Below are 18,594 nucleotides of genomic sequence, written 5' to 3' on the forward strand. Positions count from 1 at the left end.
AGGCACGGCTGGACGAAGACGCCGTCGTGCTGGTGGTGGATATCGGCGGCGGCACCACAGACTGCTCCATGCTGCGGATGGGCCCGAGCCATCGCGACCAGCTGGATCGCAGCGGCGATCTGCTCGGCCACAGCGGACAGCGCATCGGCGGCAACGACTTCGACATCCGCCTGACGGTGGAAGGCATGATGCCGCTGCTCGGCATGCACGAGACCCTCAAGACCGGCAAGCCACTGCCCCACCCGCTGTTCTGGGATGCGGCCGCCATCAACGACGTCAGTGCCCAGGGCCGCTTCTACAGCCTGGATACCGCCCGTCAGCTGCAGGATCTGCAGCTCGACAGCCAGCCAGGCAGCAAGCTGGGTCGCCTTGCCAATCTGCGGGCCCACAAGCTGAGCCACCAGCTGGTGTGGCGCGCCGAGCAGGGCAAGATCGCCCTCTCGGAGCAGGCATCGAATCATCAGTCTCTGAGCGAGCTGGAGAAGGGACTGGAGGCTGAACTCAATCGCGAGCAGCTGGCCAACGCCTCGGCCCTGCTGCTGGAGAAGATTGGCGAGCTGATGGACCAAGCCATTGCCGCCGCGGGTGTGCAGCCCGACCGTATCTTCGTCACCGGCGGCAGTGCCCGCTCGCCGCTCATCGCCACCTACATTCGTCAGAAGTTGCCCACGATTCCGCTTGAAGGTGGCGATGACTTCGGTTCGGTGGCGGCAGGGCTTGCCCGTTACGCCGAGCGTCTGTTCAACCGCTGATACAAAGCGCTCAGGGTGGCGGTCGCCTTGTTGGCATCGAACAAATCCCGCCGACCAACAAGTGTTGCCATTTAACGACACAGGGCTGACCAGCAGGGCGACAGAAGTGGTCGGGGGCCGCCCCCCTCGCCCTGCCCCGAGGGCGGTGCAGGAGGTATGCTTGTCGCTCCCACTATTGGAGCCCTTCCATGCCCAGACTCTTGCTACTGTTGCTCGCCCTGATCCTGCTCAGCGCCTGCAGCAGTACTCCCTCGTTCGTCCAGCAAGAGTTACAGCACCATCACTGGGTGCTCGACAAACTGGATGGTCAGGCCATCACTGCCTCACGAGACAACCCGCCCGATTTCGAGATAGGTGAGCACTTCACCGTCAACGGTATCGCCGGTTGCAATCGCTACTTTGGCCAGGGGCACCTTGAGGGCGACAGATTCTGGGTCACCAGCCTGGGCAGCACAGAGATGGCCTGTCAGGCACAGCTCGACGCCATAGAACAGGCCGTCATCACCACCCTGACCGAAGGGGTCACCCTGAGCGGCACCACCCAGACCCTGGTCCTGGAAGGGAAACGGCACCGTTTGGAATACCAGCTGCAAGACTGGGTGCGCTGACGCTCACAAACCGGTACCACAAACAGGAACATGTGCCCCGCCTGTGGCACAATGTGAGGCAGTGTTCGCAATGGAGGCTGTCTCAGCCATGTCGATGGATCGTCTGTTTGGCAAGATCAAACAACTCCCCACTATCCCGCAGCTGCTGCATGAGTTGATGCAGAGCTTCAACGATGACAACGCCCGCATCGACCAGATCGCGGCCAAGATCGCCATGGACCAGGTGATCAGCGTCAAGGTACTGCGAATGGCCAACTCGGCCGCCCTGCGCCGCGGTAATGAGGTCACCTCCATCGAACAGGCGGTGATCCGCCTCGGTTTCAACCGGCTGCGCTCCGTGGTGGTCGCTTCCGGCATCATCAGCAGCTTCAAGGCGCCCCCCAGCTTCGACAAGAACAAGTTCTGGACCGAGACCTTCCAGGTCGCCACCATAGCCCGGACCCTGGCCCAAGAGGCCAAGGTGCTCGATCCCGAGACCGCCTTCACCTGTGCGCTGATCCACAACATAGGTGAGCTGCTCATCCAGAGTACCCTGCCGGAAGAGGCCGAGATCATCAACATGGCGATCCAGAAGGGCAGCAGTCGGGTCGAGGCTCAGCGGGAGATGCTGGGCTACGACTATGCCCAGCTCGGTGCCGAGCTGGCGCGGCGCTGGAACCTGTCGGAGTCCTTCGTCAACGCCATCTCACAGCAGCTGGAGCCCCTCTCCCACGATCCGGTCAGCAAGGAGGCGGTGCTGATCCGGCTCGCCGTCTTCATCTCCTTCGCCTGGAATGCGGGTGTGCCAGCCCAGACCATCATTGCCCGCTTCCCCAAGCCGCTCGCCGATCAGCTGGGGCTGGATCCCGTGTCATTGGCAGGCCAGCTCGAAACACTTCACGAACAGGGTAATGCCCTCGCCGACCTTCTGACTCAATAAGCATCATGACCCATCCATTTCTGTTTCATCCCCAGGTGGCGCCCTGGTTCAAAGAGAGCGCCAACACCCTGCAACTCACCCTGTTCAGCGCGCTGGATACCCCCATTCGGGAGGTGTGGCTGCGCCACGAGCCAGACAACGAGGAGTACCTGGTGGCCATGACGCCAGTCTCCACCCGGGACAGGTTGCAGGTATGGCAGGCGACCCTGCCGCTGGTCAAAGGACAGGATATCCACCTCTACTGTTTCAAGTGCCTGACCGACGAAGAACAGTGGTGGCTGCACGGTGCGGGTGTCAGCCCGGCCATACCGCCACGCGAGCAACATTTTCGCTTCAACAGCCTGCATCAGCCCCCGGCCTGGGTGCAGGATCAGGTGTTCTACCAGATCTTCCCCGACCGCTTCTGCAACGGCGATCCCTCGCTGAGCGTCAAGCATCACGAATACGAGTACAGAGGCAAGGCGGTCATCAGCAAGGCGTGGGGTGAGCCGGTCAGCCGTCACGAAGAGGGGCATGGCGCCTGTGAATTTTACGGCGGGGATCTGGCGGGCATCGATGCCAAGCTGCACTACCTGCAATCTCTCGGGGTCACGGCCCTCTACCTGAACCCCATCTTCGATTCGCCGAGCAACCACAAGTACGATACCCAGGACTACTTCAAGGTGGACACCCACCTAGGCAGCAACGAGCAGTTCGCCGAGCTGACCCGCAACCTGCATCAGCGCGGCATGAAGGTCATCCTGGATGCCGTGGTGAACCACACCTCGACCCAGCACCCCTGGTTCTGCCCGCCGCTGGGGGCCCAGCGCAACCCGGACTCACCATGGCGCAGCTTCTACACCTTTGACAACGAAGGGGACTATGTCAGCTGGAAGGGCATTCGCAGCCTGCCCAAACTCGACTTTGCCAGTGAACAGGTGCAGGACGCCATCTATCGCGCCGATGACGCCATCCTGCGCTATTGGATGCGGGCCCCCTACCAGATCGATGGCTGGCGCTTCGATGTGATCCACATGCTGGGGGAACGTGGCACGGCCGAGGGCAATCGCGGCCATGTGCGCGCCATTCGCGGCGCCGTGAAGCAGGAGAATCCGGATGCCTATGTGCTCGGTGAGCACTTCTGCGAGGCGAGCCAGTGGCTGCAAGGAGATCAGGAGGATGGCGCCATGAATTACTATGGCTTCGCCCACCCGATCCGCGCCTTTCTGACGGGGCAGGACATCGCCTATCACCCCATCAAGATCAGCGCCGGGGAGCTGGATCGCTGGCTCAAACTGGCGCGGGCCCACATCCCGTTCAAGAACCAGCTGGCCCAGTTCAACCTGCTGGACAGCCACGATACCGCCCGCTTCCTCCACCTGCTGGGCGAAGACAAGCAGCGCATGGCCCTGGCCGCCACCCTGCTGCTCACCTATATCGGCGTACCCTCCATCTACTACGGTGACGAGGTGGGGCTCTCGGGTGGCAACGACCCGGACTGCCGTCGCTGCTTCCCCTGGGAAACCACGGCTTGGGATCACGTGTTGCACGACCACTACCGCCGGTTGATCCAGATACGCCGCCAGCGCCCCTCACTGCGCCGTGGTGACATTCAGACCCTCTATGCAGGCCCGCACAGCTATGTGTTCGCCCGCACCCTGCAAAGCGATCAGGTGGTGGTTGCCTGCAACCGTCATCCGACCGAGCCGCGCACCATCAGCCTGCCCCTGTGGCAGACCGCAAGCCCGGCCAGCCGCTTCACTGACGCCTTCAACGGTGAGAAGTTCGAAGTGGTGCAGGGTGAAGTACAACTCACCATCCCGGCCAACTCGGCCAGAGTGCTGCTCTCCAGCTGAGCGTCAAAAAAGCGGAACCGAGTGTCCCGCTTTTTGTTAAAGGATCAAAAATCGCATAAAGTTGTTTGAGCTCGGTTGGATTTCTCTATGAATCATCTAGTTACTTCACGCACAGTGGAATAAAACTGGCATCATACAGAACTGCTCCCAGCCCATTTCGGCTAAGCTGGCTCAAGGCACATTTATTGCTTGCCTCTTGGCATCACTAGCGAGAATCCGTCATGTTCGACAATAAAACCCTATTGATTACCGGCGGCACTGGCTCGTTTGGCAAGATGCTGGTCAAGACAGTGCTGGAGCGCTACAAGCCGAAGCGGCTCATCATCTACTCCCGCGACGAACTGAAGCAGTTCGAGATGCAACAGGTGTTCAACGACCCCTGCATGCGCTATTTCATCGGGGATGTGAGGGATGCCAACCGGCTGAACATGGCGATGCGCGGCGTCGATTACGTCGTGCACGCGGCCGCGCTCAAGCAGGTCCCCGCTGCTGAATACAACCCCATGGAGTGCATCAAGACCAACATTCATGGGGCGGAGAACGTCATCCAAGCCGCCTTGCTCAATCAGGTCAAGAAGGTGATTGCCCTCTCCACCGACAAGGCTGCCAACCCGATCAACCTGTATGGCGCCACCAAGCTGGCTTCCGACAAGTTGTTCGTGGCGGCCAACAACATTGCAGGCCAGGATCCGACCCGCTTCGCGGTGGTGCGCTATGGCAATGTGGTGGGTTCACGCGGCTCAGTGGTGCCCTTCTTCCAAAAACGAATTGACCAGGGTGCCAGCACACTGCCCATCACCCATGCCGAGATGACCCGTTTCTGGATCACCCTGCAGCAGGGAGTGGATTTTGTGATGAACAACTTCCCGAGGATGAAGGGCGGCGAGATCTTCGTGCCCAAGCTGCCCTCGGTACGGATCACCGACCTGGCTACCGCCATGGCGCCCCAGCTGGCCCAAGAAATTATCGGTATTCGCCCCGGTGAAAAGTTGCATGAAGTAATGTGCCCTTCCGACGACTCCTATCACACCTTCGAGTTCGACGACTTCTTCATCATCGGCCCCACCATCAATTTCAATAATCGCAACAATGACTTCTCAGTCACAGCTGCAGGCGAGAAGGGGGTCATGGTCGAACAGGGTTTCGAATATAACTCCCGCAACAACAGCGACTTCCTGACGGTGGCCCAGCTAAAAGAGTTGAATGACAAGGTGGTAATGGAATGATCCCGTACGGCAGACAGTCGATCAGCGAGGCGGATATCGAGTCCGTAGTCGAGGTACTGAGGTCGGACTTTCTGACACAGGGCCCGGTCGTTCCTCGTTTCGAGCAAGCAGTCGCCGATTACTGTGGCGCACGCTTCGGCGTCGCCGTGAACTCGGGTACGGCCGCTTTGCACATCGCTTGTCTGGCTCTGGGTGTCGGCCCGGGGGACTGGGTCTGGACCTCCCCCATCAGCTTTGTAGCCTCGGCGAACTGCGCACTTTATTGTGGCGCTCAGGTCGACTTCGTCGACATAGAGCCGGATACCGGCAACATGTGCGCACTGGAGCTGGAGCGCAAACTGATGGTTGCCAAGGCGGAAGGACGCCTGCCCAAGGTAGTGATTCCGGTACATTTCGCAGGTTTGCCCTGTGACATGCAAGAGATCCACCGTCTGGGCCAGGAGTACGGTTTTCGCATCATAGAAGATGCCTGCCACGCCCTCGGCGCCCGCTATCACGGCGAACCGACCGGCAATGGCCGCAACAGCGACATCACAGTCTTCAGCTTCCATCCGGTGAAAATCATCACCACCGGCGAAGGCGGCATGGCCATGACCAATGACCCAGCATTGGCCAAAACCATGCGCATGCTGCGCAGCCACGGTATCACCCGTGAACCGGAAGATTTCATCAACGAACCGGACGGCCCCTGGTACTACGAACAGCAGATGCTGGGTTTCAACTACCGGATGACAGATATCCAGGCTGCGTTGGGGTTGAACCAGATGGACAGCCTAGACACATGGATTCATAAGCGTAGTGAGCTCGCTCGGCACTACTTCGAAACACTGGCCCCACACTGGCTCCCTCGTTATTTCAGCACCGAGCGACGTAGTGCCTTCCATCTCTATATTCACCATGTTGCCCCTGAACAGCGTAGTGTGCTCTTCCGAAAACTGCGTGAACAGGGCATCGGCGCCAACGTGCACTATATTCCGATTTACAAACAACCCTGGTATCAAAAGTGGGCCCAGACCCCTCTTCCCTGTGCCGAGCAGTTTTACGCAGGGGCAATCACTCTGCCACTGTTTCCTGGTCTGACTAACACGCAGCAAATGAAAATATGCAGTCTGCTTTAGTCGTAGCCAAAAATGTCCCGAGTATAGACCTTATCTATTACATCAACTAATTCAGGATGCATACGATTAGCTAATATAATGTCACACATATCTTTAAACTCGGATACATCAGCTATGATCTTTGACCGAAAGAAATCAGGCTCCTTTAATGATGGTTCATAAACAACCACTTCAATGCCTTTTGCCTTTATTCTTTTCATGACACCTTGTACTGCTGATGCTCTAAAATTATCTGAACCAGCCTTCATAACAAGTCGATAAATACCAACTCGCTTTGGATTAGTGGCAATAACAGTATCAGCTATAAAATCTTTTCGAGTTGTATTAGAATCAACAATCGCTCTAATCAAGTTGCTGGGCACTTGGTTGAAATTTGCTAAAAGTTGCTTGGTGTCTTTTGGCAAGCAATACCCTCCATACCCAAAAGATGGATTATTGTAATAGTGGCCAATACGAGGATCAAGGCAAACACCATCAATAATATCCTTTGTTTCTAGATTGTTTTTTTGAGCATATGTATCCAACTCATTAAAAAATGCAATTCGCATTGCCAGATATGTATTAGCAAATAATTTTACAGCCTCAGCTTCCATACTTTCAGTAAAAATGACTGGCACATCTTTTTTTATTGCGCCCTCAATCATCAGTTTAGAAAATGATCGTGCATATTCAGTTTTAGCACCGACTATAATTCGTGACGGATAAAGGTTGTCGTATAATGCTCTACCTTCACGTAAGAACTCAGGGGAGAAGAAAATGTCTTCGTATTGATGAATTACCCGCATTTTAGAGGTAAAGCCAACTGGGACAGTAGACTTAATTACGATGACTGAAGCAGGGTTAATATCCATGATATCAGAAATAACTAACTCTACCGAGGTAGTATCAAAACAATTTGTGTCAGGATCATAATTAGTAGGGGTTGCAATTATAATATAGTCAGCATTCTCATAAGCAGCTGATTTATCCAACGTTGCGGTAAGATCCAAGGTTCGTTCTTTAAAAAAAAGATCGATATCAGTATCGATAATTGGAGACTGTCGACTGTTAATCATGGAGACTTTTTCTGGATTAACATCAAATGCAACCACATGATGGTTTTGAGATAACAAAATTGCATTAGATAAACCCACATAACCTATACCAACAACAGCAATTTTCATTATTGCTCCTTAACATCAGAAACGTGATAATAAGAGCGATACCAGTCGACAAAGTTTTGTATACCTTGCTCAATGTTCATCGATGGACGATAAGATATAGTAGCGAATAAATCCTCAGTATCTGCCCACGTTGCATAAACATCTCCAGATTGCATCGGCATCATATTCTTTATAGCTTTAACTCCCAGCGCTTGCTCGATAGATTGAATAAAATTAATTATTTTAATCGGCTTGCCATTACCGATGTTAAATACACGATAAGGTGCACTGCTATCAGCTGGAGAGCCAGCAGCGCAACGCCAAGCAGCGTTTGCAATCGGCACTACATCTGCCACCCTGATCACACCTTCAGCTATGTCATCTATATATGTGAAATCTCGACTTAACAGACCATTGTTGTATACATCTATCGGCTTTCCAGAGAGCATGTCTTTAGTAAATTTAAACAATGCCATATCCGGCCGTCCCCACGGGCCGTAGACTGTAAAAAAACGCAATCCAGTGGTAGGAATGCCATACAAGTGAGAGTATGTATGCGCCATCAATTCATTCATTTTTTTTGTCGCTGCATACAGCGAAATAGGGTGGTCTGTTGGCTCACTCACTTTAAATGGCATTTCTTCATTCATTCCATATACGGAGCTAGAAGATGCGTAAACAAGATGTTTGATACAATGATGACGACAACCTTCAAGGATCGCCAAAAATCCAGTTACGTTACTATCAGTATAAGCAAAGGGATTTTCCATCGAGTGGCGAACACCTGCTTGAGCGGCGAGATGAATTACCCGGTCAAACCTTTCTTTAGAAAAGGTGGCTAGAACACCATTCCTATTAGAAACATCCATTTTGACAAACTTGAAGTTGGCGAATGAGGCTAACTGATCCAGCCTGCTTATTTTAAGAGAAACATCATAATAATCATTCAGGTTATCAACACCCACCACCAGATCACCTTTTGAGCATAATAGCTCACATACCTTCGCACCGATAAATCCAGCAGCACCAGTAACAAGATATTTCATACAATATGCCTATATATTTAGATTGATATCATTACTCTCAATAAAAATGGGTATACTGATACTTAAAACTCTCTTAAAATATAGGAGGGAAGGAAAAAACCGTAACAGTTTGATGTTTTACATATCCCCCCCAGTTTCCAATGTAATATCTCTTATTTTCATATGAAAAACTAGATTTATGCTCACTATTATTTATTACTAACAACATTGATATTCGAGGAGTGAAATAATATTCATTCCTTTATAAAAGACCATATAGGGTTGCTCTTATCTTTATAATCACAAAATAAAACATCTTGTTCTATGAATTTTGAAAATAAATCCACATCTTTTTTAACTGCTGGAAAAACCTTATAATCATCGCCAAAAATGACCCCCCCCTTCTTCAGTAAATCATAATATAGATTTAGTTCCATAAACGTCTCACCAGCCTCATGAGCCGAATCCAAATAGACAATATCAATTTTATACTTCAGAACAGCTAACATTCTTGCAGCAACTACAGAGGACACACGAAGAGGGACAATAACATCCTGCATATTATATCTCCGCACTGTAGATATAAAATTCTCAAATAGTTTTGGCTGCCCATCCTGTTTGCTCATAATGGTTGAAAAATTACCCTTCAACCACATATTAATATCACCACACCAAGTGTCAACGCAAATAATAACTGCTGGTATTTTATTTTTCTTTATATACTCACCGATGAAACATGCTGATGCTCCACAGAATGATCCAACCTCTACAATAACTCTAATCTCTCCATCAGAAACCCTATTAAAAAGATAATCCATATCCTCCAATGAAATATGAGCCAAAGATGGGTCTCCATGATATGGAGGCTCAAAAGATGGTATATATGAATAAACATTATCGACACCAAAGAGGTCTCGATTAATCTGTTCCTTAGTGGGATGAAAAATTTCATCTCTCGCTAATTCAATAATTGTTTCCTTAAGTTGATAATCAGCCTCCGTAGATGCAGAAAACCAATGCTCCATATTGCTTTTCTTGATTGCGCTAAATTTCTTCATTTTATGACCTCATTATTAAATAAAGTGAAAGATAATTAACAATGTCATTGGGAATAGATAGCTCTACAAATAATAAATTAAGGCAATGAATTTCCCATTAAAAAATCACTAACATCAATAAAAATAAAAACCTTCCAATTCGTGATGAAATGTCAATCGCTCTTTCATTTATACATTCATCCATCGATAGGTGGATTATTAAAAACATCATCTTTTTGTACAGAAAATATTTTTTGTGACTCCAACCCCATGTCTATTAATTGTTGTCGAATCTCTTTGTAAAAACTACTTGCGATAAGAATAATATCAACATCCATAGCACCAATCTGTTGCGGTGGCACAATCATTACACCATCAAGAACTTTACCATGAAGTAGTGAGTTATTGTCTGAAAAACAGTCTATATGGTACGAAAAGCGTATAATATCTCGAACAGATGTATAGCCCTTACTTGTCCCAAAAACACAGGCTTTTGGCTTCTGTAACGGTACTGCTAACAGATCAATTAACGCTCTTACCCTGACAGCCAACCCCTCAAGTTTACACTGTTTCTGGTAGGCAAGGCTTACCTCGTCCCTTTTTGGTTTAAAGCCTAGCATTTTTTTCAACCCTTCAGCCAAAGACATGACATCATCAGGAAAAACTCTAATACCGCTCACTTCATCCAAAACAATTTCATCTAGTGCAGTATTTGCCGAGTAGAGCATGGGAATCCCCAATTCTTGGCACTCGGTACAGAACATGGAATGTCCCTCATATTTCGAGATAAGAATTCCTGCATGAATCTGTGCCATTAACCAACGAACGTCCATATGTTCAAGTTCGGGAATAAAAGTGATGAGTGAGTCCAAACCTAATGCTAACACTCTATTTTGTAAGTGACTACGATAGGTACCATTCCCTATAATAAAAATATGACAATCCGATAATGCATCTCTTGAAAGATACGCGGCATCAATCAAGTTAATAAAGTTTTTCTGATGAACTCCTTGCCATGACATCCGCCCCATCGCCAACATGATGGATTGTCCCTTCAATGAAACAAGAAAATTACTGACTTTAGGAGAAGGGACAAGTGAATCAGCATCAAGAACAGAATTGAAGTTCGGCACCTTAGCATATTTTTTCTCATAAGCAGACAATAAGGAGTCACAATAGTTCTCCTTAAAGAAGTTGAGATAATAATCTGTCGTCGACCAGATATTTTGTATCCGTCGAGCCAGTCGCTTAGCCTCCTGGAATTGTTTATCGTAGTAAGCACTACGCCGAGATAAAAAAAGCTCAGTTTCCGTCGCGGCATGAATTCTCACAGCGACAGAGCCAGGATCAACATCAAGACGGTCTAGTAAGTAATTCTGAATCTCCGCATTCTCGAAGGTCTCACAAATCACAACGTCCCAGCGTCCAGTCAACTCACTATCAATAGCATCAGTCATTGCAGAAGGAGATGTACTTAATATGATATGCAACGATATTCCGACTTGTGGTCTCGGCAACGATGCAGGTTGGAAAGATAATACATGAATATCTAATTTAGGGGAGGCAATACCATATATAAAGTTGATACAAGCATTCGCATAACCACTAGTATTCGGATAAAAATCTGGCACTACGTATAGAAGTCGCTTCATTAGTGATCCTATAAGAGATGGAATGTAGGCATATGCTGCAACGCTGCTCAGGAATATATTTGATAAGGATGGGACTGCAACCATATCTCGAGCACTAACAAACCCCAGACATGATAGAAGCTCATGCCTTCAAACTGGTTATCCAGCAACACCCGCAACCGGTCGGGTGCGATAAACTGATGCAGACAGAGCTGTCCTGAAGAGGCCTGCTGACGCAGTTGCGTAATCGCACTCAGTTTGGCCTGTTGATTGAACGGATCTATGCTGAAACCTTTTTTAGGTCTGTCGATCCATTCCGCCGGCAAGTAGCGTTTGGCCAACTGGCGCAACAGAAACTTACCCTGTCCTTGTGCAATCAGCTCTGACTGTGCCAAACCGGCGGCAAACTGCGCCACTTCGGTCGACAGGTAGGGCGTTCGGCACTCAAGGCTGTGCAGCATGCTCATTCGATCTACCTTGGCCAATACCAACGGCAGATAATTGGCAATATCGGCCTCACGAAGGCGATTAAGATACGGGCGGCAGTCCATATCGATACGCCTGCGCTGCGCCATCAAGTGATCACCAGTACCGGACGGAATGCGACCGAACAACTGCTCCAGCTGGCGGTCTGCATACAGCAAGATGCGACCAGAATAGTACTCCCGCCCAAGATGCCAGCTACGTTCCTGCATCTGCTGCGCTCTTCCCTCGGCGGCGGCCAGTGTCTGCAGGTAACGCCCATAACCGCCAAACAGCTCATCCCCCCCGTCACCCGTGATCGCCACTGTGACCTGCTGACGAGCAAGTTGCGAGACCATATAGGTCGGTACACAGGAAGTATCGGCATTGGGCTCATCCATGCGCCGCGCCAGATCACCAACCTGTTCAACAAAAGCCTCGGGGCGTAGCAACTGCTCAGTGTGTTCGGTTCCGAGAAAGTCGGCAAAAGCCCGAGCCTCCTCATGTTCGCTCTCCGGAGCCTGTGCAAAACCGATGGAAAAGGTGCGGATCGGTCGTTGCAGACGACGGGTTATCAGGGCCACCGCCGTCGAGGAGTCGACACCACCGGAGAGAAAAGCCCCCACCGGCACATCGGCGACCAGGCGGCGCGATAACGAACGCAGCAACAGCTCCTCAAGCTGGTCAACCTGCTCCTCCAGCGGGCGTGACGGCATATGGTCACCGGCACAGATGAAGTGGAAGTAACGCTCTGCCTGTGAGACCGCCCCTGTTACGGCACGCATCAAATACCCCGGCTGCAACTTTCTGGCGTGTTGATACAGGGTGCGCTCCCCGACGGGATGCTGAAAAGCCAGATAATGGGCAACCGTATCAACCGTAATGCGGGCAGGGAATCCTGGCACCAGGGTCAAAGCCGCCAGTTCGGAGGCAAACACCAACAAACCGCCAAACTCGGCATAATAGAGTGGTTTCTCACCAAATGGATCGCGTGCCAGCAGCAACTCTCTGCGCTCACGATCATAGTAGGCAAGTGCAAACATCCCCTCGAGCCGGGTCAGAAAGTCCGCACCTTCCCGCACCAGACCATTGACCAGGATCTCGGTATCAGAATGGCCGGTAAACGATATGCCGGCCTCTTTTAGACGCCCCCCCAACTCGAGATGGTTGTAGATCTCTCCATTAAATACGATACAGGCCCGCTGCTGCGAATCATGCATGGGTTGATGCCCGGCAGACGATATATCCAGAATACTCAATCGACAATGTGCCAAAACACAGCGTCCGTCATCCGACTCCCAAATCCCCCGGTCATCAGGCCCTCGATAGGTCATCGCCTCAACCATCCTGTTAGCCTGTTGTTTCAACCACGCAGGATGATGTTGACCATGAATACTCATTATTCCGGCTATACCGCACATTTTATAACTCCCCAAAGGTAAGCCAAGACATGATGTCACGCATGAGACATCACAAAATAATCAACTATCATGCGATGGCTTTTCCAGAACGAATAGCACACCAGCGACTTCCAAATCCTCCCATTCCAGTGATGCATACTCATCTGCGAAATCGGCAGAGACCTCCTGAATATACTCTCTATCATTCTTCATATATATATCTTCAGCAACAATCCTGAAGCCACATTGTAAAAATATCTGTCGATAATCACTATAACGCAGCTGATTACCATGTAAAAAGTGGCCAGCATCACCATAATGGTTACGCCACTCTGACTTGCCTATTATCAGGAAATCAAGTGGTCGTGAAAAATCCCGATGGTCTCGGAGGTCAATCCAGTGAAAAGCAAAACCACCTGATGCTAATAGCTCAAATGTCTTGGCTACGAATGAATGAATATCTACAACGTGCTCCATTACGGCACATGAATAGCATACATCATATTTTTCATCCTCATTGAAGTCTTCTAGCTTTTTATCCTGAAAATAATTTAGTCTAGCACTGTTATTATCGTGAAGGCGGAATGAAGCATCAGTGTTAAATAAAATTTTATCATTGATATGGCATGGGACATTGAAAAGCTTCATCAACTCTTCAATCATTGAGCAGTGCTGCTCAAAAGGGTATTCCCCACCTAATCCGGGGAATGGTTCAATAGCGGTCCACTCGCCTCCCCATCGCAATAGACTATATATCTCCAGCCCAAGAGAATGACCGGAACCTATGTGTAAAAATCTGTTTACCGGTGTTGACAAAAATTCTCTACGACACTCTTCGAATTTATTACCAAGAGATATATGATAAAACAAACTACCATTATTGCTTTTGCTATCCATCACTTCATCGTAAATATATCGCCCAATTATCCCTTTAGATTCCTGTCTCCTCTGATCTATTATTTCACTTTCATCATCATAAGGAAAAGGCAAGTATAAGTCATCTAATCCAAGTTTGACGAGATGAAAAAAAATATCCGAGTGATGTTTCCTCAGACAAGAAAGAATGATAAAATCTGGATTATATAGATGGATTTCATCAGGAGAGATAATAGGAAGCTCACGCTTAAATTTACCATGTAAACTTTCGTTATTATCAGCAATAGCCAATATTGAAAATCTTTTAGGAAGTTTTTTTATAAACGAATCACATACTTCGCCGGCACCAAACAAGATAACATCCATGTTTATTCTCCGGTTTGTTGTTTATTAGTCAGTGCCAGTGTTTTTTCAGCAAGTATAAGTGGTGAATAATGCTCACTCATCTTTTTCACCAAACCAACTGATGTTTTCTCTCCATTACCCATTAATAATGACACTATCTTTTCAACCATCAAATCCCATTCCCCATAAGGAATCAAGTCACAAGAAAACTCTGTCAGAACAGTTTCTCTATTTCCGGGAATATCCGTCGCTACAACAGGACAGCCAATAGCTTGGGCTTCCAAAATAACATTAGACATTCCCTCATGACTGGAGGTAGAAATGAGCAGATTGGCACAACTCAACCATTCAAAAATATTATCTTTCACACCAATAAGATGAATACGATCGCAGCATGGCTGCTGTGCAATACAAGCGGTAACCTCTGGGCGTAATGGTCCATCACCGATTAAAATCACATGGGCCTGAGGCTGTTTAGCAAGAACAGAAGACACCACTTCTATAAAACGACATGGGGACTTTTCGGGAGATAGTCGCATGATCCCCATTAATATTTTGGCCGATAAAGGAATACCTAGCTGTTGAAGTGGTACCTGCCCCTCAACTCGCTTAGCCATGACAGCATTTTTCACAACGGGGATGCCAGATTCAGACAAATTTAGCCAGCGAGCATACGACTGCGCCCCGGCCATGGAATTAACACTCAAAACGATTCCTGGCAGCTCGGTCATCAGGCGATAGTAAGCTGCCAGCCTCGGTTCATCATAAACAGCCAGGTATTCAGGAAACTCTGAGGGGGCTACACACCTGCCAGAGATAATGATCTGTTCAACTCCCGCGAAAATGGCAGCCATGGAGGCAATGACATTGCCATCTTCAAGATAGGCGATAACCAGCTTGGGCTGAACACGTTGCATGTAGCGGTAGGCAGTGAGAATGCAGTGAAGCAGTCCGGGCTCAAAGAAGGGTGCCAATTGATTAGCCAACGGGTAGCTATTTTCCTCCAGCTGCAAGTTCGGCCAGCACTCGCGGGCAGAAGGCACAAAGTAGAGCTCTACACCGTGAGTACGCAAAAGCGCCTCCCAGTGATTAACCTCCAATTCCTTATTCTTCACCGAGATCAAATGTACTTCCCATCCCAGCTGTCGCAATCCGATGGCCAGCAATACCATCTGCCGCTCAGCTCCACCTTTGACCAAGAATTGAATATACAACACAACACGCTGCACTACCTGAGGCAACCGATGTGTACGGCGGTCGCGGATCAATCGTTCAAGTTTTTGCTGCAATATTTCCGATGGCTGGCATGTCGCCTCAACGTAGGGAGTAATATAGGGGTAGTCACCATAATGAGCTAGTTGCTCGATAATCTGCCCACCGAACTGCTGTAAATCTGAAAAGATGACAATCACAATCTCTTCTACGGGGTAATTATCAAGCACATTTGGCCCTACTATCGGAATGTCAAACAAGACTTGACCAACTTGAGGACCATTAAGACCATCGATGATGGCGATGAATGGATAAGGGGATTGAAGCACATGATAATAAAGGTTTCCCGCTACCCCCCAAGCAATCGCCTTGCGTTTCCCGGACAGCAGTTCCTGATGCAATAACGCATCAAAAGGCAAGGCATGTTTCATCGACAGATCCAGCATATGTCGGTTTCCTTGGAATTCAATTCAATGACAATATGGTCACATCTTGGCTGGATATAGCAGCAAAGATGTCTCGTTTGATTTCCTCCACAAAGGAGGCAGATGCGATAATCAGTACAGAGCCAGATGGAATTGAGCACTCGGATAATGATATGACGTCATAACCCATCACTTGGTAGTGTCCAAAGTTGGCCTTTTTATCGATCACGCTACGAATATGGATGCTTTTTTTAACCAGTTCCGGTGCCAGACACTCAAAGAATTCTCCCGCCCCATACACTATGACTTCGGTGGCCTCTTGACTTTGCATCAATTCCAGAAGTCTATCGATCGCTTGGGCATGCTTATAACGTGCATCGCGTAAGCCGACAAAATCCATCATTAAATCAGGATCCAGCCGACTCAGAGAACCTTGCGGCCAAGCCAGCCAACGCTCACCATAAGACATGTTTTTGCTGAACTTGCGATAGAAGGTTTCTATCCCTTCTGAGTGGATCCGCGCCAATCCGGAGGAATTAATGACTTTGTAACTACGCTCCGAGCCGAAGTTGTCTTCATGTACCAAATTGCCAAGATAGAGCACCTCGCTCGATACTGGGCATTCGACCAAGCGCTCCATCATTCGCATAAAAGAGAGTCGTTCATCCAAATCAGATTCGGCAATGCTCAGCGATTGATCCCACAACTGATAAGCATTAACTCCAGCCTCAAAACTCCGGATATTCTGCTGATGCTGGACACTGTAGCGAACTTCTGCCTGTCGCGGCACAACTTTCCCTTCCACCGTACGCCGATACCCCAGTGTGCTCCCTTCCAGACCAACGAGAACAATTTCAAAAATCTCTGGTGAACGGGCAATCTTTTTGATTCCCTTGATGGTATCGTTCCGCACCGGAATAAAGGCACTGATCGGCGTGATAACGGAGTTTTTGCTGCCTCTATGGTTACAGTAGAGCAACAGACTGGTCACCGGCTGTTGCTGCATGGCCTTGCTAATTTGAGAGGGAATAGTCCCACCACCACCCAGGTCGACTAGCAGATAGGGATCATCCCCGGTCAGTCCAACAAAATAATCTCGCATGGCCAGCTTGCTTTGCTGAATATTGCTCTTGATTTGATCGATATTTTTCTCAAATACATCGGCCATCAGTTGCAAACCATCTTGACCATCAATGGCTATTTGATCCAGGAACGCCAGCGGTGTGTCGAGAAAGGATGTCAATCTGACATCCTGAATCCCAAATTCATTGAAAAAGTCACGAACGGTGTAATTACGACGCATCAAGGTCTGGGAAACAGCCTCTTCCAGCTGGCTGTCATCTATCGCTGGCAAATAAGTCGCCTTGCGTGAGGCATAACATGTCTGACAGCGTATATCTGGGTACTGCTGTGATTGAAAATCGATCTGGCGGTTGATACAGGCAGCAAAGATCCCGCCCTCTCGCATAAGAGACAAAATGTTTTTTACCTGCAGTCGTTTGGCTGACTGCAGAATCCACTTGGCAAATGCCGTCAGGACGGGCCCAAGGATGAAGGCGCCATACGCGTAGAAAAATTGCTCCTCCTCGGAAAGTTGTTGGGGCATCGAGAGGACGGCCAGCTTCCTGGCATGTTGCATGGTCGATGACAAATTTACCCGGTAGAGCTTCTCGTTTTCCAATATCTCAGACAGATGGTCGGGTAGATCAAAATGCAAAGAGGCCAAGCCAAGTTGTTGTGCTGACTGCACATCGGCCTTCGGGTTATCACCAATATGCAAGACCTGTTCAGGCTTAATCCCCAACTGGGAGAGCACCTGCTGAAATAGGCCTCCACTCTGTTTGGTCAGGCCCAGCTCAGAAGAAACAAACAAGCGTACATTGTGAAGTTGCGGGCACTTCTGAATTATCAGCTCCCTCAGAAATGCTTCCGAAAGATACATGTCTGAGATGAAGATAACCTGCAGCCCGTGACATTGAGCTCGCTGCAAGATCATCTGTACCAGAGGATCGAGATAGACTATATCCCGTTCTACTTGCAGCTCCTCAGCCATGAGAGCCCTCTTGTGCTCGGCAGATAACGGGAGATGGGCAAAGATCTCGGTGAAACAGACCTCTTCGCGCGTACTCTGTTTTCTTGCCCGAGCCTCAGCTTCGATCCGACAAAGGCGGTAATCTTCCGCCTCCATCGGCAATGCCACACCATTCGCGAGCACCCTGCGGGCCGCCTCCTCAAAAACCCATGAGGGCTCACTGCAAGCTCGCCGAAAAAAAGTATCAAAGAGATCAAGAGACAGGTGAGTAATTTGACGTTGATATAGCAGATCATCCAGCCGCTGAAACAGCGCACAGCCATCAACCATCTGATGCAAGCCGGAATAAGATACTATTTTTTCATGACTCATAGGCACCTGATAAGATCTAATAAAGGAGCGTAAGACACCAGTTATTGGTTTGTTATTCCTAGTTCAAATGCCCCATAACATAGGGGTAGGCATTGCAGAAATTCATTATGCCTCGCTCGGCCAGCTTCAGTGAAATATCATCAAAATACGCGCTCGCAATGACCACCTGCGCATTTT

14 protein-coding genes are annotated in these 18,594 nt (G+C 49.3%); 6 read left to right on the top strand and 8 right to left on the bottom strand.

From position 1 onward, the window contains the following. From yegD to pseC, 6 genes are all read left to right on the top strand, one after another. A partial coding sequence (yegD, locus tag AAC083_RS00550; protein ID WP_108535626.1) for a molecular chaperone occupies nucleotides 1-752 on the top strand: 752 nt, incomplete at its 5' end. 188 nt (nucleotides 753-940) lie between these two features. Continuing rightward, nucleotides 941-1,360 (top strand): META domain-containing protein, encoded by a 420-nt coding sequence (locus tag AAC083_RS00555; protein WP_108535627.1) that lies wholly within the window; start codon nucleotides 941-943, stop codon nucleotides 1,358-1,360. A 70-nt stretch (nucleotides 1,361-1,430) separates the two neighbouring features. Next, complete coding sequence (locus AAC083_RS00560; protein ID WP_108535628.1) at nucleotides 1,431-2,279, top strand: HDOD domain-containing protein; 849 nt, start codon at nucleotides 1,431-1,433, stop codon at nucleotides 2,277-2,279. 5 nt (nucleotides 2,280-2,284) lie between these two features. Beyond that, a complete protein-coding gene (gene malZ / locus AAC083_RS00565; RefSeq protein WP_042035903.1) occupies nucleotides 2,285-4,114 on the top strand; it encodes a maltodextrin glucosidase in 1,830 nt (609 codons plus the stop codon). A gap of 221 nt (nucleotides 4,115-4,335) precedes the next feature. Further along, the gene (gene pseB / locus AAC083_RS00570) at nucleotides 4,336-5,340 is read left to right on the top strand and encodes a UDP-N-acetylglucosamine 4,6-dehydratase (inverting) (protein ID WP_108535629.1); all 1,005 of its coding nucleotides are present in this window, start codon (nucleotides 4,336-4,338) and stop codon (nucleotides 5,338-5,340) included. Then, nucleotides 5,337-6,458 (top strand): UDP-4-amino-4,6-dideoxy-N-acetyl-beta-L-altrosamine transaminase, encoded by a 1,122-nt coding sequence (gene pseC, locus AAC083_RS00575; protein WP_108535630.1) that lies wholly within the window; start codon nucleotides 5,337-5,339, stop codon nucleotides 6,456-6,458. The genes pseB and pseC overlap by 4 nt, the downstream gene beginning before the upstream one ends. Here the strand turns inward: pseC and AAC083_RS00580 are convergent. The 8 genes from AAC083_RS00580 to AAC083_RS00615 all read right to left on the bottom strand — a co-directional run bounded on the left by AAC083_RS00580 (nucleotide 6,455) and on the right by AAC083_RS00615 (nucleotide 18,417). Next, a complete protein-coding gene (locus AAC083_RS00580) occupies nucleotides 6,455-7,621 on the bottom strand; it encodes a nucleotide sugar dehydrogenase (RefSeq protein ID WP_108535631.1) in 1,167 nt (388 codons plus the stop codon). The genes pseC and AAC083_RS00580 overlap by 4 nt on opposite strands. Beyond that, entirely contained in the window at nucleotides 7,621-8,646 is a 1,026-nt protein-coding gene (locus AAC083_RS00585; protein WP_108535632.1) for an NAD-dependent epimerase, read from the bottom strand. Before AAC083_RS00585 ends, AAC083_RS00580 begins: the two co-directional genes overlap by 1 nt. A gap of 233 nt (nucleotides 8,647-8,879) precedes the next feature. Continuing rightward, nucleotides 8,880-9,683 (bottom strand): class I SAM-dependent methyltransferase, encoded by an 804-nt coding sequence (locus AAC083_RS00590; protein ID WP_108535633.1) that lies wholly within the window; start codon nucleotides 9,681-9,683, stop codon nucleotides 8,880-8,882. Between the two features lie 176 nt (nucleotides 9,684-9,859). After that, nucleotides 9,860-11,314, bottom strand: coding sequence for a glycosyltransferase family 4 protein (locus AAC083_RS00595; RefSeq protein WP_181364612.1), 1,455 nt, complete (start codon nucleotides 11,312-11,314; stop codon nucleotides 9,860-9,862). Nucleotides 11,315-11,361: 47 nt separating this feature from the next. Further along, the gene (gene asnB / locus AAC083_RS00600; RefSeq protein ID WP_108535635.1) at nucleotides 11,362-13,176 is read right to left on the bottom strand and encodes an asparagine synthase (glutamine-hydrolyzing); all 1,815 of its coding nucleotides are present in this window, start codon (nucleotides 13,174-13,176) and stop codon (nucleotides 11,362-11,364) included. A 60-nt stretch (nucleotides 13,177-13,236) separates the two neighbouring features. Next, complete coding sequence (locus AAC083_RS00605) at nucleotides 13,237-14,397, bottom strand: methyltransferase domain-containing protein (protein ID WP_108535636.1); 1,161 nt, start codon at nucleotides 14,395-14,397, stop codon at nucleotides 13,237-13,239. Between the two features lie 2 nt (nucleotides 14,398-14,399). Continuing rightward, the gene (locus tag AAC083_RS00610) at nucleotides 14,400-16,034 is read right to left on the bottom strand and encodes a glycosyltransferase (protein ID WP_108535637.1); all 1,635 of its coding nucleotides are present in this window, start codon (nucleotides 16,032-16,034) and stop codon (nucleotides 14,400-14,402) included. 19 nt (nucleotides 16,035-16,053) lie between these two features. After that, nucleotides 16,054-18,417 (bottom strand): HAD-IA family hydrolase, encoded by a 2,364-nt coding sequence (locus AAC083_RS00615; protein ID WP_108535638.1) that lies wholly within the window; start codon nucleotides 18,415-18,417, stop codon nucleotides 16,054-16,056. Nucleotides 18,418-18,594: the final 177 nt, after the last annotated feature.

It is taken from the genome of Aeromonas sp. HMWF014 (assembly GCF_963878295.1).
Taxonomy (GTDB): domain Bacteria; phylum Pseudomonadota; class Gammaproteobacteria; order Enterobacterales; family Aeromonadaceae; genus Aeromonas; species Aeromonas popoffii.

Excerpts from the sequence above, each read along its gene's own strand:
- AAC083_RS00595 (WP_181364612.1), bottom strand. The coding sequence starts at position 11,314 with ATGAAGCGACTTCTATACGTAGTGCCAGATTTTTATCCGAATACTAGT.
- AAC083_RS00555 (WP_108535627.1), top strand. The coding sequence starts at position 941 with ATGCCCAGACTCTTGCTACTGTTGCTCGCCCTGATCCTGCTCAGCGCC.
- pseB (WP_108535629.1), top strand. The coding sequence starts at position 4,336 with ATGTTCGACAATAAAACCCTATTGATTACCGGCGGCACTGGCTCGTTT.
- AAC083_RS00605 (WP_108535636.1), bottom strand. The coding sequence starts at position 14,397 with ATGGATGTTATCTTGTTTGGTGCCGGCGAAGTATGTGATTCGTTTATA.
- AAC083_RS00560 (WP_108535628.1), top strand. The coding sequence starts at position 1,431 with ATGGAGGCTGTCTCAGCCATGTCGATGGATCGTCTGTTTGGCAAGATC.
- AAC083_RS00585 (WP_108535632.1), bottom strand. The coding sequence starts at position 8,646 with ATGAAATATCTTGTTACTGGTGCTGCTGGATTTATCGGTGCGAAGGTA.
- malZ (WP_042035903.1), top strand. The coding sequence starts at position 2,285 with ATGACCCATCCATTTCTGTTTCATCCCCAGGTGGCGCCCTGGTTCAAA.
- AAC083_RS00580 (WP_108535631.1), bottom strand. The coding sequence starts at position 7,621 with ATGAAAATTGCTGTTGTTGGTATAGGTTATGTGGGTTTATCTAATGCA.
- AAC083_RS00610 (WP_108535637.1), bottom strand. The coding sequence starts at position 16,034 with ATGCTGGATCTGTCGATGAAACATGCCTTGCCTTTTGATGCGTTATTG.
- pseC (WP_108535630.1), top strand. The coding sequence starts at position 5,337 with ATGATCCCGTACGGCAGACAGTCGATCAGCGAGGCGGATATCGAGTCC.
- AAC083_RS00615 (WP_108535638.1), bottom strand. The coding sequence starts at position 18,417 with ATGAGTCATGAAAAAATAGTATCTTATTCCGGCTTGCATCAGATGGTT.
- asnB (WP_108535635.1), bottom strand. The coding sequence starts at position 13,176 with ATGTGCGGTATAGCCGGAATAATGAGTATTCATGGTCAACATCATCCT.
- AAC083_RS00590 (WP_108535633.1), bottom strand. The coding sequence starts at position 9,683 with ATGAAGAAATTTAGCGCAATCAAGAAAAGCAATATGGAGCATTGGTTT.